Annotated in this window: 22 protein-coding genes and 1 pseudogene; 14 read left to right on the top strand and 9 right to left on the bottom strand. The window is 36.6% G+C overall.

Features of this window, described 5'->3' with window-relative positions; genetic code table 11:
* The first annotated feature begins 59 nt into the window (after nt 1-59).
* From ABC371_RS03525 to ABC371_RS03505, 5 genes are read left to right on the top strand one after another with little or no spacing between them, the layout of a single operon-like run.
* Nucleotides 60-2,468, top strand: a complete 2,409-nt coding sequence (locus ABC371_RS03525; RefSeq protein ID WP_412895604.1) for a phage tail protein — start codon at nt 60-62, stop codon at nt 2,466-2,468.
* A 2-nt stretch (nt 2,469-2,470) separates the two neighbouring features.
* Nucleotides 2,471-2,671 (top strand): hypothetical protein, encoded by a 201-nt coding sequence (locus ABC371_RS03520; protein WP_412895603.1) that lies wholly within the window; start codon nt 2,471-2,473, stop codon nt 2,669-2,671.
* A gap of 35 nt (nt 2,672-2,706) precedes the next feature.
* Nucleotides 2,707-2,991, top strand: a complete 285-nt coding sequence (locus ABC371_RS03515) for a hypothetical protein (RefSeq protein WP_412895602.1) — start codon at nt 2,707-2,709, stop codon at nt 2,989-2,991.
* Between the two features lies 1 nt (nt 2,992).
* Entirely contained in the window at nt 2,993-3,223 is a 231-nt protein-coding gene (locus ABC371_RS03510; protein ID WP_412895601.1) for a holin, read from the top strand.
* A gap of 14 nt (nt 3,224-3,237) precedes the next feature.
* Entirely contained in the window at nt 3,238-4,143 is a 906-nt protein-coding gene (locus tag ABC371_RS03505; protein ID WP_412895600.1) for a peptidoglycan recognition protein family protein, read from the top strand.
* A 125-nt stretch (nt 4,144-4,268) separates the two neighbouring features.
* On the opposite strand, the gene ABC371_RS03500 is transcribed toward ABC371_RS03505, so the two are convergent.
* The 3 genes from ABC371_RS03500 to ABC371_RS03490 are packed head-to-tail and all read right to left on the bottom strand — an operon-like array spanning nt 4,269 to nt 5,271.
* Nucleotides 4,269-4,535 (bottom strand): hypothetical protein, encoded by a 267-nt coding sequence (locus ABC371_RS03500; protein ID WP_412895599.1) that lies wholly within the window; start codon nt 4,533-4,535, stop codon nt 4,269-4,271.
* A complete protein-coding gene (locus tag ABC371_RS03495; RefSeq protein ID WP_412895598.1) occupies nt 4,532-5,062 on the bottom strand; it encodes a hypothetical protein in 531 nt (176 codons plus the stop codon). Before ABC371_RS03495 ends, ABC371_RS03500 begins: the two co-directional genes overlap by 4 nt.
* The gene (locus tag ABC371_RS03490; RefSeq protein ID WP_412895597.1) at nt 5,059-5,271 is read right to left on the bottom strand and encodes a helix-turn-helix domain-containing protein; all 213 of its coding nucleotides are present in this window, start codon (nt 5,269-5,271) and stop codon (nt 5,059-5,061) included. The genes ABC371_RS03495 and ABC371_RS03490 overlap by 4 nt, the downstream gene beginning before the upstream one ends.
* A gap of 188 nt (nt 5,272-5,459) precedes the next feature.
* Between ABC371_RS03490 and ABC371_RS03485 the strand changes: the two genes are divergently transcribed.
* The 6 genes from ABC371_RS03485 (at nt 5,460) to ABC371_RS03460 (ending at nt 9,729) form a co-directional block, all read left to right on the top strand.
* Nucleotides 5,460-5,582 (top strand): hypothetical protein, encoded by a 123-nt coding sequence (locus ABC371_RS03485; protein ID WP_412895596.1) that lies wholly within the window; start codon nt 5,460-5,462, stop codon nt 5,580-5,582.
* Between the two features lie 8 nt (nt 5,583-5,590).
* On the top strand, nt 5,591-5,794 hold the full coding sequence (locus ABC371_RS03480) for a hypothetical protein (RefSeq protein ID WP_412895595.1): 204 nt from the start codon (nt 5,591-5,593) through the stop codon (nt 5,792-5,794).
* 147 nt (nt 5,795-5,941) lie between these two features.
* A complete protein-coding gene (locus ABC371_RS03475; RefSeq protein ID WP_412895594.1) occupies nt 5,942-6,343 on the top strand; it encodes a hypothetical protein in 402 nt (133 codons plus the stop codon).
* A 12-nt stretch (nt 6,344-6,355) separates the two neighbouring features.
* Complete coding sequence (locus tag ABC371_RS03470; protein WP_412895593.1) at nt 6,356-6,538, top strand: hypothetical protein; 183 nt, start codon at nt 6,356-6,358, stop codon at nt 6,536-6,538.
* Complete coding sequence (locus tag ABC371_RS03465; protein WP_412895592.1) at nt 6,535-7,173, top strand: M23 family metallopeptidase; 639 nt, start codon at nt 6,535-6,537, stop codon at nt 7,171-7,173. Before ABC371_RS03470 ends, ABC371_RS03465 begins: the two co-directional genes overlap by 4 nt.
* A gap of 168 nt (nt 7,174-7,341) precedes the next feature.
* Nucleotides 7,342-9,729: a type IV secretory system conjugative DNA transfer family protein gene (locus ABC371_RS03460; RefSeq protein WP_412895591.1), complete on the top strand. Its 2,388-nt coding sequence runs from the start codon at nt 7,342-7,344 to the stop codon at nt 9,727-9,729.
* Between the two features lie 237 nt (nt 9,730-9,966).
* Here the strand turns inward: ABC371_RS03460 and ABC371_RS03455 are convergent, their stop codons facing one another.
* Nucleotides 9,967-10,185 carry a helix-turn-helix domain-containing protein gene (locus ABC371_RS03455; RefSeq protein WP_412895590.1) on the bottom strand — a complete coding sequence of 73 codons (219 nt, stop codon included), beginning with the start codon at nt 10,183-10,185 and terminating at the stop codon, nt 9,967-9,969.
* A gap of 785 nt (nt 10,186-10,970) precedes the next feature.
* A complete protein-coding gene (locus ABC371_RS03450; protein WP_412895589.1) occupies nt 10,971-13,493 on the bottom strand; it encodes a tetratricopeptide repeat protein in 2,523 nt (840 codons plus the stop codon).
* Nucleotides 13,494-13,801: 308 nt separating this feature from the next.
* On the opposite strand from ABC371_RS03450, the gene ABC371_RS03445 reads away from it, so the two are divergent.
* From ABC371_RS03445 to ABC371_RS03435, 3 genes are all read left to right on the top strand, one after another.
* Nucleotides 13,802-14,863 (top strand): NAD(P)-dependent alcohol dehydrogenase, encoded by a 1,062-nt coding sequence (locus tag ABC371_RS03445; protein WP_412895588.1) that lies wholly within the window; start codon nt 13,802-13,804, stop codon nt 14,861-14,863.
* Nucleotides 14,864-15,142: 279 nt separating this feature from the next.
* Nucleotides 15,143-16,531 (top strand): MFS transporter, encoded by a 1,389-nt coding sequence (locus ABC371_RS03440; protein WP_412895587.1) that lies wholly within the window; start codon nt 15,143-15,145, stop codon nt 16,529-16,531.
* A gap of 88 nt (nt 16,532-16,619) precedes the next feature.
* The gene (locus ABC371_RS03435) at nt 16,620-17,609 is read left to right on the top strand and encodes a carbohydrate kinase family protein (protein WP_412895586.1); all 990 of its coding nucleotides are present in this window, start codon (nt 16,620-16,622) and stop codon (nt 17,607-17,609) included.
* Nucleotides 17,610-17,936: 327 nt separating this feature from the next.
* Here the strand turns inward: ABC371_RS03435 and ABC371_RS03430 are convergent.
* The 4 genes and pseudogenes from ABC371_RS03430 to ABC371_RS03415 all read right to left on the bottom strand — a co-directional run.
* Nucleotides 17,937-18,106, bottom strand: a pseudogene (locus ABC371_RS03430) (IS3 family transposase); the annotation flags it as partial.
* A gap of 177 nt (nt 18,107-18,283) precedes the next feature.
* Nucleotides 18,284-18,658, bottom strand: a complete 375-nt coding sequence (locus ABC371_RS03425) for a metal-dependent transcriptional regulator (RefSeq protein ID WP_412895585.1) — start codon at nt 18,656-18,658, stop codon at nt 18,284-18,286.
* A 215-nt stretch (nt 18,659-18,873) separates the two neighbouring features.
* Nucleotides 18,874-19,218: a 2Fe-2S iron-sulfur cluster-binding protein gene (locus ABC371_RS03420; protein ID WP_412895584.1), complete on the bottom strand. Its 345-nt coding sequence runs from the start codon at nt 19,216-19,218 to the stop codon at nt 18,874-18,876.
* A 232-nt stretch (nt 19,219-19,450) separates the two neighbouring features.
* Nucleotides 19,451-20,446: a helix-turn-helix transcriptional regulator gene (locus ABC371_RS03415; protein WP_412895583.1), complete on the bottom strand. Its 996-nt coding sequence runs from the start codon at nt 20,444-20,446 to the stop codon at nt 19,451-19,453.
* Between the last annotated feature and the right edge of the window lie 284 nt (nt 20,447-20,730).

Raw genomic sequence — 20,730 nt, 5'->3', positions numbered from 1 at the left:
CGACATAAAGGCACTCATGAAAATGGGTGCTTTTTTATTTTGAAACGAGGTGAGAACACATGCTCACAGTGCGCGATTTAATGGGGAATGAGGAACTTTTAACCGACTTTAAGGAGCTAACACTCAATCGTAAAGTGAACGGTGAGAAGGTCATTTCCTTAACCATTTTACCGACACAACACAATGAACATTCCTTTCCAAAGGTGGAAGAAGAATCAATACTCACATTCAACAATGAGGAATATGTCATAAAAAAGGTATCTGGACGAGGAATCGGAAACACCTTTATCAAACGTGTTGAAGCTATCCACAAAATCTATGTCGATTTGATTAACAAACAACAACCACGCATACACAATGGATCTATGACCTTTGCCAATTATTTATCATTTGTTTTCGATGGAACAGGGTATACATTTAGTATCATTGATTCGTTTAATGCTCAATCGTTTGAAAATCTAGGTAATGATAACCGATTAGCTTTACTACAAAAAGGGCTAGAACGGTATAAAGCTGAAATGGATATTTGGAGTACAAATATAAGGTTCAAGAAAAAAGTTGGAAATGATACAGACATTCAATTTAGGTATGGTCACAATATCAAATCAATTGAAAAGAATGTGGATACAACCAACTTAGCGACTGTGATACGTGGTACTGGCGCAGAAGGGATATCGGCTTATTACAGAAGTCCAAATGCTGATATATTCGGGGAAATTGACGCACCACCAGTGAATGATGAACGATTTACAAGCCAAGAAACTTTACTCGAAGAAATGAAGGCACGACTAGAAGATACACCAGAGTTTAGTATCACAATTGATTTTGTGGATTTGAGAGCTGCAGGGTATCCGTGGACTGTCCCGAATGAAGGTGATAGGGTATTTATCATTTATGAACCGATGAATGACTTGTTAATTGAAACTCGTATTCTTGAAATTACAGAAGTGTATGATGTGAATTTTAATGTTATCAAGACAAATGTTACATTAGCGAATTATAAAAAGACATTCGCAGGAACTATGTTTGATAACGTCAATAAGCGCTTAAGAGACATTGTAAACGATGATGGGATAGTACGTTACAATGCACTTGATGAATGGGTGAAAATTGCTACAGAAGCCATCAAAAGCGCTCAAACTGAGTTAGTATTTGAAAATGGTATTATTGCGAGGGATAAAAACAATCCTAATTTTTTAGTTGTACTTAATTCCAATGGATTAGGAATAAGTCGTGATGGTGGTCAAACTTTCAAAGATGCTATCACGTCAGAAGGGTTTGTCTTATCAGCTGGAGCTATCGGTCAATTAAATGCAAATAATATTCAAATTGGTGCTGCAACGACATTTGAAGAAGGATATGACCCTACCAAAATTGTAGGAGTTAATCTTTTACTCAATAGCAGTTTTGAAAAGGATAATCCGGACATTGTACAATGGAAATCGCAATTTGTGAACAGTGTATACATTGGGCTAAATGAACCTAGCGCTTATAAAGGTGAAAAAGTTTTGTTCATGGACTCAAATGGTGGGGATGTACACGTTGCAACAAACATGTTTGTTAAATTAGAAGAAAAAACGTGGTATACAATTTCGTATTATTACCGACTAGCTGGGCATGTAACAGAATCGTCTAGTTATATATATATAGATGGCAACTCCGTTAAACTACCATTCACTGACGGGGTATCAAATGACAAAGTATGGAGAAGGTCGGTTACTCAATTTTACAATGATACAGGTAAGGAAATGCAATTAAGGTTTGGCTATTGGTGTGATGGGTATTCATGGGCAAATTTTGATGCGGTTAAGGTAGAGATGGGGAGAGTTGCAACGCCATATTCACCATCCTTAGATGAAACAGTTAGAGAAGATTTACGATTAACAGCACCTTTACCAACAAGCTTGACACTTAATCAAGATGGGATAAGGGCCACTACATCTAATCCGAATAAATACGCACAAATGGACTATAGAGGGTTTTATGCGAAACAAGGCGCATTTGCAGTGGAACGACCTGACGGTTATTTGTCTGTTCAGGATGGAATCATGCAACATGGATTTGCTGTTCAAGGTTCAACACCAACTTTTAAAACAGCAAATGTGGAAGAAATAGGACAATTCTATAGGACAGCCACACAGAACAGATTTGAGAACGTGCAGCGTTTTACCTTCAAACACGATAGTCGATACTTGCGAATTATCGCTAATATGTCAGTAGACGGTGGGACAGATATGGGCAATGTTGGTTATATCAACTTTGATGTATTCAGTGATGACGAAACGCAAAATATAGCTACAGCAACGGTAACGGAAACTAGGAAACATGCAAATCAAGGGTATCGGAAAGAAGTATTAATTGACTTAGGTGTGCCAACAGGTCAAATATTGGTCTGTTATTGGCGGATGAATTCGAGCAAAAGTTATTTCACGTATGGTTCTGTGAGATATATTGCACAGGAGGGGTAAACATGGGTGTGTCATTTTATTGTGATGTGGATGAAAATGGGAAGATAATTGAGAGCTTAATTGGAGATAGGATTATTCCAATGAAACAATATGACTATTTCTTTTACATCACAGGCAAAAGTTTAGAAACAGTTTTGCAAGAATTACCTAATTATAGAGTGGTAGATCGTGAATTAGTTTTTGAACCAAGTCCTAATGAATAGGGCTTTTTATTTTGCTTTGAAAGGGTGAGGGTAATTTGACAATCGAAATAGGGGTTTTAATTGCAGTTGTATCAGTAGTATTTAGCATTCTTGGTTACACACTCAACAAATCAAAAGAAACAAAATCTGAAAGTAGGCAGGATGCAAAAATTCAAGCGCAGCTCGACTACATTGGCAAAGGCGTGGATGATATTCGCATTGATTTAAAAGCCAATGAGAAACAACTAGTGCACCTGGGAGAACGTGTAACCCGGGTAGAAGAGAGTTCCAAACAAGCTCATAAACGCTTAGATAAAATTGAACAAAAGGGAGATGAATAAAATGTTTGAATTAGCCGTAGTAATAGCGGTCGTCATCGCTTTAACCGAATTTTTTAAAAGATTGGAGTTTGTGCCAAAGAAATACTTACCTGCAGTTACCTTAATTATAGGTTTACTAGCAGGTCTTTTTTATGTGGATGTACCAACTATACAAGAAAAAATAATGTATGGCTTAATGATCGGATTATCAGCTGCAGGTTTATTTGACCAAACAAAAATTATAAAAAAATAAGGGAGATGGTAAGTATGGCAGTGTGGATTGATGATTTTATCCCAATTAACCAATATTCAAGACCTGGAAATAAATTAACCGCACGAAAAAAAGGGATTTTGCATTTTACCGCTAATCCCGGAGCGCCTGCTAAAAATCACGTCACCTATTTTGGCAAGTCGCTAATTGAGCAAAATAATAAATTGCCTAAGGATAAACAACGTTACGCATCAGCACACATTTTTGTAGACAAAAAAGAAGCTAGATGTCTAATCCCATTGGATGAGGTTGCGTTTGCTGCTAACGATGGGAACTATCGTGGAGTACCTGAGCTAAGACCAAATGCAAATTTTTTATCTATCAGTGTGGAGATGTGCCAGGAGCCAGACGGAGCGTTTCACCCGGATACAATTAAAAGGACAGAGGATGTATTTGTTGAACTGTCTAAAATGTTTAATTGGGATCCATTAAAAGACATTGTCCGTCACTACGATGTCACCCATAAAAACTGCCCAGCGCCATGGGTATCAAATCCACAAGAATTTGTTAAGTTTAAAGAAAGGGTGAAAGCGAAAATGTTACCATCAGTAGATGTAACAATCGTTAAAAACAGTGAATATGTCGGTAAAAAGTTAATCGTAAAAAATGATGGACTATGGTTCTATAACACTCCACGATGGGAAATTTGCGATGGTACATCAGACAAAGGACACACGTTTACGATTACAGAAGAATTAATTGTAGACGGTAGAAGAATGGTAAAGTGTCATGATGGCAAATACCGCACAGCAGACCCTAACTTTGTGGATGTTACGCCTAAACCGCTTGATTGGCCATACAGTGTACAGGTTGAAAACATCACTCATAAAGAAGCGCAGGAGATTGTGAGTATGCTGCAATCAAAATATAAGAGTGCGAAAATCTACGGTGTACCAAAGTAATGCGAAATGAAGAAAACTTAACTAAAGGATTGTTGTGGGGAGCATTACTAAGTGTTCCCCTGTGGTTGTCGTTCTTTGGATGGGTAAAACTAATTAAAATAGCCCTCACTTAATTGTGGGGGCTTTTAAAAAGGCAAATTATCCGGTGGCGGAATCCTCTTTATTTGCCTGGTCAAATCTGTTATATCTTTATTTCCCTCATATAGCACCTTCTTAATGAATGTTTCCCTATACCCTGTTTCCTCAATAATACTCTGTATGTACTGATAAGCTACGATGGCAACCGCTAAATCAGGATTCTCTTTATATTCTTTTGGATTGATATTAAAAGGACCACCACTTCGAAGTTTGCTACCTTCAATATTCAGAAATACATCAATGTTTACCTTCACTGAACCTCACCGTTAATAGTAACTTTTGTCGCATTCATAGCACCAGCAACACCAACCACATTATCTACTCCTAAATCAGCTGATGCATATCCATCACCAGACAAAGGACCCCACACTTCTATTTCATCGCCCTCAGTTGCAGTCATTTCATATGGTGGAAAAATAGGCATGATATAACCTTGTTCATTTTTTACTAAAAACGCATTTTCCAAGCTCGTTATTCCTTCTACTTTTTCAATTTTAACCAATTCCCCTTTGAAATGATAATTCATACCTTTGAATTTTTCTTCTGTTTTATCGTAAAGCATAGCACCTGGTTTAGCCGGAAATTCTAAAGCATTCGCCTCAGCTTCAACGATAGGATCAGTTTCTTTTGTTTCTTCTTCTGGAGTACTGTCATCTTTATTTTTTTGAACATCATCTTGAGTTTGCTTAGGTGTTTCCTCTGTTACAGGCTTTCCATTTTCATATCTGGTACATCCACTAATGAGTAATAAAGCGATTAATAAAATAATAAATTTTTTCATTCTTCGTCTCCTTCCAATACTTCATAAAGATCATCAGTTTTACAATTAAGCAATTTCGCCAAAATAAATAATTTTGGGACGGTAGGGTAACTTTCTCCTTTTTTGATTTTGCGAAGCTGATGCTGTTTTACGCCTAGCGCCTCTCGAAAAACTTCGTCGCGTAGACCACTTTTGATTATTAGTTCTTCAATATTACTTTTCAGATTCATAGACATCACCGTCTAATTATTTCTATTTTATGCATGGAAAACCCTTTTATTATTTTTAATCACGTTATTTGTAATTATTTTTTACATGTACAGGCATTTTAATTCACATGTGCCCATATAGTGTTATCAAGTAGGGTAGGAACTAGAGGAAACCTACTTACTCAACTACTTCGGAAAGGGAGATTAATATGAGAAAAACAATGAAAATTGAGGTTGCTAAAAAGGTTTTAGAAGGAAACCAAAAAGGGAAAATCTTTTTAACGAATGAAGGGAGAAAAGTATTGTTAAAAGTTGTTGAAAGGAAGGGTTAATAATGGGGATGAAAAAAATATCTCTTGTACTGAATACGGAAGATCCAGAGCAAGCGAAACTCTACGATTTTGTAAAGCAACTACCAAACGGAAATAAGCGCAATTCCAGCGCTTTTCTACGTCTCCTTGTAGATAGAGCTTATCAGTCTTCAAAAGTGGAAAAGAAGCATGTAATTCGCAATCAAGGTGGGATAAGTATAAAGCTTGATTAGGTAGGAACTAGGTAAGAACCCAGTAAGAATTGAGTAAGATGTAAAAAAAGATAGAGAGCGCCTAAGTCTCTGACACTCTCTAATGTCAGAGTATGCGAGGGAACCTAAAAAATTGCTAGTACGCTTGAAATTTGAGGAGGAAAATTTATGTTTTCTAAAACTAAATACATGTCCGTAGGGCAGTTTGTCCGTAATGAAAAGGAAGATGCCTTAACAAAGTTGAAACGTCATTTCGATAAATATGGGGTTGTTTATAAAATAGTTGGAACCACAATTATCATCTTTGTAGCTGGTGGTGGTTTTGATTTTGCATCTGCAAGTAGCGGCATCGATGTGGAAGCTAAAAAACTCTATTATGAGTTAATCGGTATTGGTAAATGGTTGATCATATTTAAAGGCGGAATCGATATAATTAAGGCAGTTTCAAATGGTGAATTTGATTCAGCAAAAAAACACTTCTTCAGTTATTTGCTAATTTATTTATTCTTACTCGGTTTACCTTATGGAATGGATAAAGTTGACCAGGTGTTTAGAAATATCTCAAGTTAAGGAGTGAATGAAATGGATGAAAAAATCATTTGTGAATACTGTGACCAGGATATTTTGGATGAACTCTACTTGACCGAACACGGGGCGATGCACGAAGAATGTTTGCATGACTATATCATTGACCAATCCACACACTACACCCTACAAGAATATATAGAGAGAATAAATAAGATTAAAGAGGAATATGGGTTATGAAGTTCAAGCTTACATCTGGATTCGGTGAAGTATCTCCTATTCGTAATTGGAAACCTCACACAGGGATTGACCTTGCAATGCCAGAAAATACAACACTGAGGAGTATAAAAGAAGGTGTGGTCGATAAAGTGTACACTGGAGAAAGTTCATTAGGTAAAGGTATAAAAATCAATTTCAATGATGGCACACAAGGAATTTACGGCCACATGAATGAAGTGAAAGCTAAGGTAGGGGAATATGTTAGTCCTGGTGAAGTAATCGGTCTATCAGGTAATACAGGAAATTCCACAGGAGCTCATTTACATTTTGCATTAAAAGAGAATGAACAGTATGTAGATCCTGCTCCAGTAGCTGAACAATTAGCAGAAATAAGCGGTAATGTAAGTCCTGGCATTATTACGAAATTATTGTCAACTAGTGGAGGAGAAACTTTGAAAGAAAAAGCAGCTGACGTTACAACAGATATCATACTTGGTGTTTTAGATGCTCTTAAGGATTTACTCTTAGGTGCAACCTTAATCGGAGCAGGGTTATTAATACTACTTAAAGTTGCTGGTTGGAGAGACGGTGGAAGGTGGGCAGGTGTATTGATTGTCGCTAATATCCTTATAAAATTTCTTTTTGGGATGTATTAAAATTGGAGCAACTTCTTGACGCGACTTTAAGTAATCAATTTATGGAAAGGGTGAAAAAACCATGACGAATCTGCTTTTTATTTGCGCGTTATCCACTGGATTTTATACCTGTTTTCTACTAAAACAAGAAACTGAAATAAAGGTAGTTAGAAAGGTTGGTGCTAATAAGTGAAATCAATTAGATTAACTCATTACGTCCAAATAATAAAACCTGAATATGTTTTTCTGAAGCTTACTCCTAATAATTCAATCCGCAACAATTCTACCCACAAATTAGCTAAAGCAATATCCTCACTATATAAAAACATTATCCAAAACATAAAAAAAGAAGATGCAAAAATAATCAAAGTCCTGGGCAGAGAGTTTCTGCTTGGGACTAAATATTCTTTTGAATTAAATTCGAAAGTAGCTTTCTTAGTTTATATTGAAAAGAAAAAAGTGGAGTTTTATTTCATCATTCCAAAACATTTTTTATCAGTCATTAAGGAAAAAATGACAGATTCCTGGACGAATATAACCTTAAAAAAAGTTAAAGAATTACCTACCTTTTCATTGTCAGCTGCACGATATCAAATGGCATACACAAAAGAAGATGCTTTAAGTTTAGCAACGGATAGAAGGAACAATGACCTTCTTCATTCAAAGCTAAATATTGTGGACGTAATGGAAGAAGGCGACAAAGTAGGAGTATTCTATAACTTCATTCCAACATCACAATTCAGTTGGAGAAGTACTTATGAGAATACGATCAATAAGGTGAAAAGAAATTTACCAACAGACCGAAATAAAATGGGCCTTTCTTATGCTTTAAAGTTAGTCATTGGAATAGTCTCTTCTCTTGTGGATGACATCGGAGAGGCAATAGGGGGAGAGAATAAGTCAAAGAAAAGGGATGAAGGTATTAACTTACTTGGGCAAACCTTAGAACGTTTAAATGGCGGTAAACAGATAAGTGATGCTACTCGTAAAAAAGCTACCGCGACAATTGTAAATACTCAAATTGCGGTAATTAGTGAGAGTAAAGATAAGTTGAGACAGAGAAACAATGCCAGGAGTATTTCACAAAGTTTCGAAACCATTTCAGATGATAATCGACTAGCACCTAAACCATTAAAACCTTTTAACTATACGGATTACAATATCAAAGCAGAAATAAACAAAGTAGGGGACCTTGAAGCACAAAATTTCCTGACAGTTGCCGGGAGAGATATCTTAGAAAAATATAACTTTATTGAAAAAGTAGAAACGCAAGAAACGGAAGTCCCGGAAGATTTACAAAAAGGTGTTATGCGTATCGGTACCAGCACATATAGAGGTCGTAAACAGGATGCGTTTCTATCCACAGATAAAGAATTCAAATATTTATCACTCATTCTTATTGGTCCTAATCGTGCAGGTAAGTCTACATTAATTGGGAACCTAGCTTATGATACAGTAAAAGCCGGAGAATGTACGATTATTTTTGATTACATCGGAAACTGTGAGTTAAGTGATGAAGTTGCGGCTCTCTTTCCACAAGATAAAGTTTTGAATGTGGAATGCAATGATTTTACAAAACTCCAGGGTTTAGGATATAACGAGGTTGAAGTAAGTGCGGATCCGTTCATACAATATGATAATGCTAAAAAACAAACCACACAGTTAATGACATTGGTTAATTCGATTAATACATCAGATACCCATTTATCGCCTAAAATGGAGCGTTATTTAACGAGTGCAGCATTAGTTGTATTCATTACTGGTGGAAGTGTGAGAGATGTATTTCAAGTGCTACAGGACCATAATGCCAGGCATAAATTTTTAAGTAAGGTGCCAAAAAATCAATACGATAACATGCATGAATATATGGTAAGTCTTACAGAATTAAATGAGTACGATAAAGAAGGGGGATTAATGGGAACAAAACTAAACTTAATTGTAGGTATTATTGACCGTTTGAACAAACTAAAATCCAACACATATATGGAGCTCATGTTGAAAAAATCCACAGAGAATAACTTCAATCTTGTGGAGGAAATGCAGAAAAGCCAATTAATTTGTATTCGGATGCCTGAACACATGTTTACCACAGATAATGAAAAGGATGTGTACTGCACTTATTGGATTACGAAAATATGGATGGCTTTACAAATGAGGAAACAAAAATACAAAGGCAATCGCGATCAGATGACGAAGGTTAATTTGGTCATTGATGAATTATATCAGGTTGAGAATACGGAAAAATTCCTAACAACCAAACTGAGCCGATTGCCTAAATTTAATATCAAGCCTATACTAAGCTGCCATTACTTGAACCAAATTAAAACCATACGTCCAGAGTTAAGGAGCGCAAGTGCAAGCTATATGTTAATTGCCGGATGTGATAAAGAGAATTTTAAAGAACTCCAGGATGAATTGAAACCATTTGAACTTGAGGATTTAATGTCACTAAAAAGGTTCCATTCATTGAATTTGATTAAAACAAAGGATGGATATGGCAGGTTTATTACGAAATTGCCTGGACCAGTAAATAAAATGGCAGGTATGGGTGAGGGTCTGCCCACATTAGTTTTATAGTCTCTCAAAACCTCACCCAAAACCTCCCCGTAATCTTTGGTAGATTATACTTTACTGTCCTGTCTAATAGTAATTATGAACGTTCTGTTAATAACAAATATTTCCTGTAATATTTACGACAAAAATCTACAAATTTTGCCATGAAACTATGGTAAATATATAAGAAAGATAATAAAACTTGCTCAAAAACTTGCCTATATGGCAAGTTTTACCCGGCGGGAGGGTGAATAAACCCACCTAGAGCCGGTTATCTTCCTCGATCCATTCGTAGAAGTCTTCTGCGTGACAATTTAGGATTCTAGCTGCCAAGACAGCATTTTCGTAACGCATATCTCGTTGATTTTTGATCCAGCGCGAGACGGTTGACTCGTTCACACACATTCTTCGCGCAAATTCTGCTGGAGTCATGTCTCCTAGCAGTGAAGACAATCGGCATCTCCCTCTACGGAGTGCCATGAATTTCCTCCTTATCCAATATGTTTAAATTATAACTTGGATAAAGCAAGGATTCAATTTGAAAAGGGAGAGAATACAATGCAACAAAGACGACTGCCCAGATTTCTAAATGCTCAACACATTCAGGACATATTGAAAATTTCATCGGCTGAAGCTAATCGTTTATTAGATTTAAATATTTGTCCTTTAATTATAATCGGCAATACCAAAAGGATTATGGCCGAAGACTTTTTTATGTGGCTAGAGGTGAATCAGAGTAACAAATGGGTAACATAAAGGTAACGCAAGGTCGTGAATAGTTGTAAACTATCGTTAAAGATATTACACCTTAACTATTAAAAAACCGCTCTACAGAGCCATTTTATTAAACATCGTTAAAGATATTACAGGAGTTAGAGTTATGGGCGGCATGATGTAATCATCATAAAGCCTTGATAATTTATGGTTTTTAAGTGAATAAAAGAAAAATGCTCATACATTTAAGAATAGTAGTAAAAAGTGCTTGTTTTTTATAAAACCATTTTATTAGAGAAGGTCTTTCATTAGTTTACAGAACTGATGAAAGGCCTATTCTTTTATATTGTTTATATGAATAAATGTTCATTGCTTTTTGAATTAACATCTGTATTACTTAGACATTGGTGAATCTCTTTTATTGTAAAATTAAAAAAGCATGAGCCCGGTTCAATATCGAACTCACGCCTTTAAAAGTGTTTAAAACCTTTATTTAATTTTAAAGGCTAAACCCATAAAGTACTTTTAAAATGATTTAATTATTGTTTCTGTTAATTACTTTCAATTAACTTATTAAGCTGTTCTACTTCTTTTCGAATACTAATGGTTGGTTCCCATGAATCTATAAGGTTGATAGCCTTTAGGTTTGATTTTAGCGCTTTTGTATAATCTCCTTTGCGTGATAACAATTGAGCCATCCCATAATGATAATAAATTAACTCAATTTGATTCGCCTTATTTTTGTCATAGAGAATATGATCAAAAGCTGCTTTTGCCTTATCGAATTCGTCACAATTCACATAGGCGACACCAAGATGAAAATAGGCTTCAATCGTTTTTTCACCGCCATAGATTGAGCTGATTTCGTTGGCCGCTTCGTATAATTGGATTGCTGCTTCAAAATTTCTATGCAATAAGCATAGGTCTCCTCGAACTAATAAAACTCGATGCTGAATAATAGGTGTAGTCTGTACATCCTTTACTTTTTCTAAAATAGCTTCCGCTTTCTCTCGTTTATTTGCTTTTAAAAATAGTCGCGATTTTAAGGTAAGTCCCCAAACCTTTAAGTCGTAAACATCCGTATGATCAGAATTTAAATGCTCGAGTATTTGAAGACCGGCTTCGATTTGTTGAAGGGCTCCGTCCAAGTCATTGACTTCTATAAGTGCCCAACCTAATGTATCAATTCTAAAAAATGCTTCAAGTGTCTTTCTTTCTAATTGATTGGCATAATCAGCCGCTTTTAGTCCATATTCGATTCGTAATGGCAAGTTAATCCGACTTAAAAAATGACTTATCCGGATGATGAGTTCAATTAATAGCTCCTTTTTTTTAGCTTGACTTGACCACTCTAAAACCTTAAGGATGTTCGGCCATTCTTTCTTAATTTGCTCCAAGTCACGACCGAGAAGATAACTCCAATAAACAGAATTTGGCTGTTCTCGTTTTAAATGTGTTTCTAAGTAATGAATATAATAATGGCCCCATCGAATGCGCGCTTCCTTTTCAAAATCTTGATTCTCAGACAAGTGCTGTTCGCCATAAGCTACGACAGTTTGATGTCCGAGATAATATAAATCCCCTTCAACACGTTCTGGTTGAATTAGGGCATGGTTCCGCATTTGTTCAACCGCATAATGAAACTTTCGAACATCTAATCCCGCAGCTGCAGCCCAGCTCTCTTCATCAGGAGGTTTGCTGAAAAAGCATAGCACCTGCCATAGTCGCTGAGTACTTTCATCACATCGTTTCCATGTGCGCCCGAAAAGGAAGTCAAAAAGTTCTAACAGGGAGTAGCCCGCTTTGCCTAGCTCGTGAATTAGTTTCTGAGTTGGAATTTCATTATCTGAAATATACACTATGCTCAGAGCCATCGCTTTAGGATTTCCAGCGGTTGCTAAAATTAACTGATGCTTGATTTCAGGGGAAGTCGTTAATAACTGCTCTATTTTTTTTCGTTTCATTGGAGAATTACATGTTTGTAAGTAACGATTTATTTCATAAGAAAGAAAATTAAGAGCTTCCTCTTTTTCAAGGCCTTTAAGCTGAATGGTCACCATTTCTGGCAAGGCATCCATGTATCTTAGATTTAAGTTCTCACGAGATGTAAGAATTACCTTTACACCTTGAGGAAGATTAGTAATGAATTCGTGTATTTCACTTTCGGCGGTATCGATGCTATCTATAATAAACAAAACAGGCTCATTCCTGGAATAATGAGCTAATGCATTACGGACAACGAAACGTTTTTCATTAATCGATTTATCTATTTGTTCCACACGCCCGAGTTGATAAGCAATTGTATTTAAAAAATCACCAAAGCTTAATCCTTTCCAATCTGCACTAACCCAGATAATACATTTAAATGTTGGCCAATCTACGCCAAATCTTACAGTACCCCCGTAGTAGTCCCTGGCACAAGCATAGGCTACCTCAAGGGCAATTGTCGTTTTTCCCATACCAGCCCATCCGGTAATTAAACAAACTGGTGAAGTAGAAAGAAGCCAATGACGGATTGCTTCCACATCAAGTCTTCGTCCGATAAAGTTACTTGTCAAGCGTGTTGGCAAATTATGCGATAATGGTTGTTCTTGATACGTATTCGTGTCACTGTCTTGTATATCCTGAAACAATCGTGTCACTACTTTTTCAATATCTTCATCAAGAGGTGCACCGAATGACCCATCATTTCGTAACGTTATTGCTTTTTTTAGACATGACGTTACCCATACACGTAAGGCGGGACTGATAACAGGTATCGTAGTGGTCTCGAGTAGTTCGGTAAACCATTGACTATTCATATCCGTTTTTTCAAGTATGATCCAGAGAATCCCGAATAACTTTCCGTCGTCAATCCGGCCAGGAATATATTTTGCGCCCATTTGTCCAATCCAGCTTTTTATTGTGTTGGAAGAGACACCTAGCTGGTAAGCGATTTTATCTAAATAAGATTGTCCTGATGGATTAGTCTCATTTTTTTTTCTTAGTATCTTATAATCAGGATGGAGTTTTAAGGATTTAACACCTAAAGATAACAGTTCCGCGAATTTTTTCTGGTCTTCAAGTTCAGCCATAGTAGTAACCCACCTCCTAATGTCTTCATTTTACCAATAAATCTCTTTTTGTATATGAAAAACCTAAAAGTAAAAAGTACAGTGATACTGTACTTTTATACAGTATCAAAAGCTACTCGAACCTTGGATAAACATGTAAAATTATTTTTTGTAAAATAAAAACCAGGCATGTATGCACTTACATCATGACATTAAGAGACATCATCGTTAGCAAGAAAAGAATAAATGGATGTACTTGTGAAAACAAGATGTAGTTATCAAAATTTTAGTCATGTATAGACGAGTCTGATGCAGAAAGGAAATTATCGATGAATAACACAGTACCGAAAAACATGAAAGCAGCTGTCATGCACAGCATGAGAGAAATTAGCATTGAAACATTACCTATACCTGAAATCAACCGTGATGAAGTTTTGATTAAGGTCATGGCCGTTGGAATCTGTGGTTCAGATTTACATTATTATACCCATGGCAGAATTGGCAAATACATTGTGGAGAAGCCATTTATCCTCGGTCATGAATGCTCAGGTGTAATTGCCGCTGTTGGATCGTCTGTAAATCAATTTAAAGTTGGTGATCGCGTGGCGATCGAACCAGGTGTAACCTGCGGACATTGCGAAGCGTGTAAAGAGGGCCGTTATAACCTTTGTCCAGATGTACAGTTTTTGGCAACACCACCGAATGACGGTGCGTTTGTCCAATATATCAAAATGAGACAAGACTTTGTCTTTTCGATTCCAGACTCGCTTTCTTTTGAAGAAGCTGCATTAATTGAACCTTTTTCTGTCGGTATCCATGCAGCTAATAGAACAAATCTCCAACCTGGATCAACGATTGCGATTATGGGAATGGGACCAGTCGGGCTAATGGCCGTTGCTGCTGCCAAAGCATTTGGGGCAAGCACTATCATCGTAACTGACTTGGAGCCTTTACGGCTCGATGCTGCAAAAAAAATGGGTGCAACTCATGTGATTAATATTCGAGAACAAGATGTTCTAAATGAAATCTCTTGTATTACAAATAGCAGAGGAGTTGACGTTGCTTGGGAAACAGCTGGAAATCCAGCAGCGCTAAAATCCGCTCTAGCTTCTGTGCGCCGGGGTGGAAAACTTGCGATTGTCGGTTTACCTTCACAAAATGAAATACCTCTTAATGTGCCATTTATCGCTGACAATGAAATTGATATTTATGGCATTTTCCGATATGCAAATACGTATCCAAAAGGGATTCAATTTCTGGCTAACGGTATGGTTGACACTATGCATCTTATAACAGATCGCTATTCATTAGCAAATACTGGTGAAGCGATGGAACGAGCACTCAATTATAAAAATGAGTGTTTAAAAATCATCATCTATCCAAATGACTAACCTGTCCTTAATGATAAATATTTCCGATACTTAGGAAAAAGGACTCACTTTTTAATTTAGTAAAGTCTAAATCTTTTGGAGCGGATTAATGATGATAGTTAATCCTTCTCCAAAGCTAATTAAAAAGATTGCAAGTGAAGTGAAACCTCGAATATTCAAAAACTAAGTGTTACTTTTTATGGAAGGAGGAATTGAGAGATTGGTTTACCAGATCCAACTTATCGAATTGAATAATTCTAATGTAAATGAATTTTGAAACGGTTTCTGGAGGTGTAGATTGTGATAGAAACAGAACAATTACCGGTAGTAAAGTCTAAAAACAATGAGAAATCTAGTGCGGGCTTACCCTGGTTAGAACGAATTGGATACGGAATGGGAGATATGTCATATAATATTGTGTTCCAATTTGTTAACGCGTATCTCCTATTCTATTATACGGACGTCAGTGGGATTCATCCCTCGGTGATTGCAACTTTATTTCTAGTAGTAAGAGTTTTAGATGCGATTTTCGATCCAATTATGGGAGTTATTTTAGATAAGACCAACACGAGGTGGGGAAAAGCAAGACCATATTTATTATGGGTCTCACTTCCTTTTGCAATATTTACTTTCTTGTGCTTTACAACTCCTACCTTTGGACCAACTGGAAACATTGTCTATGCGTACATTACATATATTTTACTCGGTATGTCCTTTAGCATGCAAACGATTCCAGTTAACAGCTTAACTGGGCGGATTACAAATGATGTCCAGGAAAGAACAGTATTAACGACAACACGTATGATATTGGTTTATATTGGGATCCTCCTTTCCATTGCATGTGCAACACCACTTGCTACAGCTTTAGGTGGGGAGAATCAAGCATTTGGATTTCAGATGACGGCTTTAGTCTACGCGATTGTCAGTATCGTTTTGAACCTTTTTAGCTTTTTTACAGTTCGAGAGCGAATTGTTCCGAAAAAGAGTGAGAAGCATGGGTTGAAAATGACTTTATCTGTTTTGTTTAAAAACAAGCCTTTGTTAATCCTTGCTTCATCATTTTTGGCGTTTGCCATTGGGTTTAATATTAAACTCAGTACAATGGTGTACTACTTTACGTACAATGTCGATCAAAAGGGACTAGTGTTCTTTGGAACTGTTTTATTTTTTGGTGCAGCGTTAATTAGTAACTTATTTATACCTGTATTTTCTGAAAAATGGGGTAGAAAGAATGTGATGATTATATCGGCCGCTATATCTCTTATTTCGTATATCGGGCTACATTTTACTCCCTATTCTTCGATCACCTTCATTTTAATTTGGTTGTTTGCTTCAGGATTTTTTACTACTCCATTGAATACGCTTGCTTGGGGTATGATTGCAGATTGTGTCGATTATGCTGAATGGAAAACTGGAGTTCGGGCAGATGGGGTTGTTATTTCAAGTATGAGTTTTACGAATAAATTAGGAGTTGCACTTGCTGGGTCGTTTTCTGCAATTTATTTAGGGATAGCAGGATATATTCCCAATGCAGATCAAACAGTAACTTCACTAAACGCTATTAAAAATATGAATGCATTGATACCAGGACTTTTTATTTTACTTTCCATCATAATCATCTGCTTCTACCCTTTGACCGAAAAAGTATATAAAAAGATGATTTCAGATTTGGAGCAAAGGTCTAACTAGGAGTGAATATCGTTATTCATTAATAAAAAGAGATGAAATCTTTCTTCGACTAACATAAATTTAGAATAAGTAAAAGAGTGTGATATACGTGCAAAATAATAGAAGTAAAAATCTTTCAGTTGTATGTGTTGGTGAGTTATTAATTGATTTTTTTTGTACTGAAGTTGAAGTTGATTTAATAGAGGGACGCCAATTTTTAAAAAGTGCTGGCGGTGCACCGGCAAATGTATCAGCTGCGATAGCAAAATTAGGTGGAGACGCAGCGTTTAGCGGAAAAGTAGGAAAGGATCCGTTTGGTTATTTTTTAAAACAAACATTGAATACTGTAAATGTTGATACATCCATGCTTGTCATGGATAAGAAAGCCGCAACAACGCTGGCCTTTGTTTCATTAAAGAAAAATGGAGAGCGAGACTTTGTCTTCCAAAGGGGAGCAGATGCTCTGTTAACAATGGAGGATATAGATCAAGATAAAATAAGTGAAGCGAAAATTCTCCATTTTGGTTCCGCAACGGCTATGTTATCTGATCCATTTTGTACAACCTATTTAAAGCTTATGTCCAATGCTAGGGATTTGGGTCAATTTATATCTTTTGATCCCAACTATCGCGGCGATTTATGGAAGGGAAGAGTCAATGAGTTTGTTACATTCTCAAAAAAGGCGATAGCTTTAAGTGATTTTGTTAAGATAAGTGATGACGAGCTAGAGATAATCACAGGTACTAAAGAGTATGAAGAAGGTGTTAATAGCCTTCATGCAATTGGAGCAAAAATTATAGCGGTTACGCTAGGTAAAAGAGGAACACTGCTGTCTAATGGAAAGAGAAAAGAAATTGTAAAAAGCATTCCAGTTACATCAATTGATTCTACAGGAGCAGGTGACGCTTTTGTCGGTGCAACCTTATTTAGATTAGCGAACACTGATCATATTAAATCTATTAATAATGATTTTGAGCAGCTACGTGATATTGTGACTTTTTCGAATAAGGTTGGAGCTCTCGTTTGTACAAAAATAGGAGCGATTGAAGCACTGCCTTTTATTCAAGAGATAGAAAGTTCTTTGTTTCAACAAGTATGAAGGAATTTAACAGAGATTAATACAAAATTTTATTAATCTCTGTTGTAAAAAATGCTCATAATTTTGCTCATAGACATTTTTTTCTCTATATTAAGATATTTTAAGTGAAAGATGAAAACCTATAATATCAATGAATTTTATAAAACTATTTATCTCTATTAAAAGCCATGATGAATGGGCGGCATGATGTAGACGACTCCTGAACCCTTTGATCCTCAAGGGTTTGTGAGTAATAAATTGCTTTTGGCAACATTTCATAAAAAATAAAAAACATCCTTCGCCATTTAACGGGTGTGAAGTGACCCCTAAAAGTTAGACACGGTTATTTCATAAGGCAGCTTGAGTAAAATGAGTTCGGTATTGCACCGGACTCATTTTTAATTTTGCCTTTATCCGTTTCGTATTATAGTAGTTGGAATATTTTTCTGATGTTCTACACTTTCAAATTCCTTTGAGTAGAGGAACTCCGACTTCATAATGCCAAAGAAGTGAACGACATATCGTTATTTTGAGGATGTATTTTTTGAAAAGCGTTTATTGGGGAGCTAACCATAAAATTGGTTAATTATCTATGTTGTTGTTGATTATACCATGGAATGGCCAGAAATCAATTGTGATGCATTTAGAAAAGAAGTTCATAGATGGGGATGAACGAGCATTGCAAAGATGTGTCACTATGGTAAATGTTGTCTCATGAAATGTTCCATTGCACGGATCGAGTTCGAACTAATGACATGTTCAATCAGGCAGGCTTCCCGATCGGCAATATCCTTATCTATTTGTAGAATATCTATAAAAAATTGTTTAACAACTTTATGTTTGTGAAATATCCCATTTGCATATTCGTATCCCTTAGGAGTAAGATGAATTTCTTTGTAACGTTCATTGTGAACAAGTCCAAATTGTGAGAGCGTAGCCATCGCCCGATTTGTGCTTGCCTTGGTTACCCCGACCTTATCAGCAATATCGGAGAGACGAACGCCTACTCCCTCCTTGGACAAAAGGAAAATAGTTTCCAAATAATCCTCTAAAATGGAACTTAGCTTCATATAATTTAACCTCCAATGAATGAATTTTCCCTTGTGATGATTTTCGATATTGGCTTGGCCACCTCTTTTCACTAACTAAAAATACATCATTTTTTAGTGAAAGTAAATAACCTCACAGAGATAGGTGAGGCAATTCCCCCCCTATTTTGTAGGGCTACGCCGTTCGCACGATTGAAGTAGGGGGTATCCTTGCCTATTTATGATGAAAGTAAGATTTACAGATGACCTCTTTGCTGTTCAAGTAATTTGCGTATCCTTGCTTTATATGGATCCTCAGGTATATTAACAGATGTTGTAGCATATACCTTTGTCTGACAACTGAGCCGCATACCTTCAGAGATACTATCTTCACCTAGTTTGTATCTTTCTATATCAACCACACTAGATACGCCTTCCTGATTTTCGATAAAAACTTTACATGTTGTACAAGAGGCTCTACCGCCACATTTGTGTCTCAACGCTACTCGACCCTGTTTTGCTGCACGTAAAATTGTATGTCCACTCTGGATATTCACTTCTTTCACCATATCATCCGGACCATTAAATATAACCTTTATCATTTATAAACTCAGACTCCTCGTATTAACAGTTTACTTAAACAAAGGGCATATTTGTAGAAATTTCCCTATAACATTCATTGCGAACAAGTCCAAATTAAAAAATATTGCTATCACCTGATTTGCACTTTCCCTCAATCCCTTGACTTTCTCAGTGATATCTGTGAAGTGAAGGCCTCTAACTTCTACAAAAGGAAAATGACTTGCTAATCATCCCCTAAAGCTGAATTCAGCTTCATATTAATTTGATTTCCCCTGAATGTATTTTTCCTTGAGCTAGTTTTCGGTATTGGTTTGGGAGCAATCCGATATGCTTTCGGAAAAAGTCTGAAAAGCTACGTGTTTTTTTGTAACCTAGTTTTCGGGCAAGTTCTCCAATGCTAATTTGCGAATGTTCAAGCGCGTGCTTGGCTTCTTGTATTCTCTTTTTACACATGTATTCGGAAATCGTGCAATTGTACGCATCTTTAAAGGAATATTTCAGTTTGCTTGGAGACATACAGGCTAATTTCGCCAGCTGCTCAATTTGGATACGGAAGTCACCATATTGATTATCAATATAGTTGACGACAGCGGTAACCCCGACTTGATCCTGTTCTGTAAGTAGGGTTTTCTGTGTCCCTGGATGATGGCTGTGGTTTACGATAAGTGCCAGCATCTCAGCTACCTTACTTTCGTAATAAATTCTTCCTGCAGCATTGCTCCCAGTAAAATTCATGATTTGTTTGAGAAGTAAGATAAGCTCAGGGATATGGAGCAACCCGTTATGATGCTCAAGCGCAGTCACAATTTCCTTGTATTCATCCGGAAAGATTTTACTTAAGTAGTGTTCATAATAAGTTGGAGAGAGAACAATACATATGTTACGCACAGCTTCTTGCTTTGGAATGATGCTTTTAAAAACTTTCGCATGACTTCTATACCCTAATAGATATGGGGAGTTGAAGACCGCCTGCTTATCCGCATAGAGCGGGGTCTCATAATATCCGAAACTGATAAAGTCGAATTGCGGGTATTCGAACGGAACGGCTTCGTAAAAGCAAAAATCCATGGCTTGAATAAAAAAATGACCTGTTTTGGCGTAAACCCATACCGTTCCTTCTCCTATGGATGGATCAAGGGAAAAGAGAACGCCGGGCTTTGTATGAAATTGAGAATCAACGAAAAAACCAATCATTTCTAGATAGGCCGTATACTCACTTTCAATTGTAAATGGACGCTCCGGGTGCACGATTACACGCTCCTTTCTACATTTAGTGACGGTGAAAGATAAATCATGTGCCGCTTGAAGACAAAAGTGCTTTGATACTATTGTTTATGAATTTGATGGAGTGTTAAAGTTAGAGTGTTCTAACTTTGTAGGTAGTATAACAAATATTGTATGAAAAACAAAGGGGGTACAAAGAGAAGGTGGAATGGTAGGGAATCGGTTATTTTGCTTGTTTTTTTGTAGGTAAGAAACTATCAAACTTTATTCCGCTGCATAAGTGCAACTAAGGCATTCGCAATAAAGTT

It is taken from the genome of Bacillus jepli, from assembly GCF_047238305.1.
In the GTDB taxonomy this organism is placed as follows: domain Bacteria; phylum Bacillota; class Bacilli; order Bacillales; family Bacillaceae_L; genus Ferdinandcohnia.
This window is presented reverse-complemented; position numbering and strand designations above follow the sequence as displayed.

What these genes read in the sequence shown, in the direction of transcription:
- ABC371_RS03525 (WP_412895604.1), top strand. Translation starts at nt 60, where the DNA reads ATGCTCACAGTGCGCGATTTAATGGGGAATGAGGAACTTTTAACCGAC.
- ABC371_RS03520 (WP_412895603.1), top strand. Translation starts at nt 2,471, where the DNA reads ATGGGTGTGTCATTTTATTGTGATGTGGATGAAAATGGGAAGATAATT.
- ABC371_RS03510 (WP_412895601.1), top strand. Translation starts at nt 2,993, where the DNA reads ATGTTTGAATTAGCCGTAGTAATAGCGGTCGTCATCGCTTTAACCGAA.
- ABC371_RS03505 (WP_412895600.1), top strand. Translation starts at nt 3,238, where the DNA reads ATGGCAGTGTGGATTGATGATTTTATCCCAATTAACCAATATTCAAGA.
- ABC371_RS03495 (WP_412895598.1), bottom strand. Translation starts at nt 5,062, where the DNA reads ATGAAAAAATTTATTATTTTATTAATCGCTTTATTACTCATTAGTGGA.
- ABC371_RS03490 (WP_412895597.1), bottom strand. Translation starts at nt 5,271, where the DNA reads ATGAATCTGAAAAGTAATATTGAAGAACTAATAATCAAAAGTGGTCTA.
- ABC371_RS03485 (WP_412895596.1), top strand. Translation starts at nt 5,460, where the DNA reads ATGAGAAAAACAATGAAAATTGAGGTTGCTAAAAAGGTTTTAGAAGGA.
- ABC371_RS03480 (WP_412895595.1), top strand. Translation starts at nt 5,591, where the DNA reads ATGAAAAAAATATCTCTTGTACTGAATACGGAAGATCCAGAGCAAGCG.
- ABC371_RS03475 (WP_412895594.1), top strand. Translation starts at nt 5,942, where the DNA reads ATGTTTTCTAAAACTAAATACATGTCCGTAGGGCAGTTTGTCCGTAAT.
- ABC371_RS03470 (WP_412895593.1), top strand. Translation starts at nt 6,356, where the DNA reads ATGGATGAAAAAATCATTTGTGAATACTGTGACCAGGATATTTTGGAT.
- ABC371_RS03465 (WP_412895592.1), top strand. Translation starts at nt 6,535, where the DNA reads ATGAAGTTCAAGCTTACATCTGGATTCGGTGAAGTATCTCCTATTCGT.
- ABC371_RS03455 (WP_412895590.1), bottom strand. Translation starts at nt 10,185, where the DNA reads ATGGCACTCCGTAGAGGGAGATGCCGATTGTCTTCACTGCTAGGAGAC.
- ABC371_RS03450 (WP_412895589.1), bottom strand. Translation starts at nt 13,493, where the DNA reads ATGGCTGAACTTGAAGACCAGAAAAAATTCGCGGAACTGTTATCTTTA.
- ABC371_RS03445 (WP_412895588.1), top strand. Translation starts at nt 13,802, where the DNA reads ATGAATAACACAGTACCGAAAAACATGAAAGCAGCTGTCATGCACAGC.
- ABC371_RS03425 (WP_412895585.1), bottom strand. Translation starts at nt 18,658, where the DNA reads ATGAAGCTAAGTTCCATTTTAGAGGATTATTTGGAAACTATTTTCCTT.
- ABC371_RS03420 (WP_412895584.1), bottom strand. Translation starts at nt 19,218, where the DNA reads ATGATAAAGGTTATATTTAATGGTCCGGATGATATGGTGAAAGAAGTG.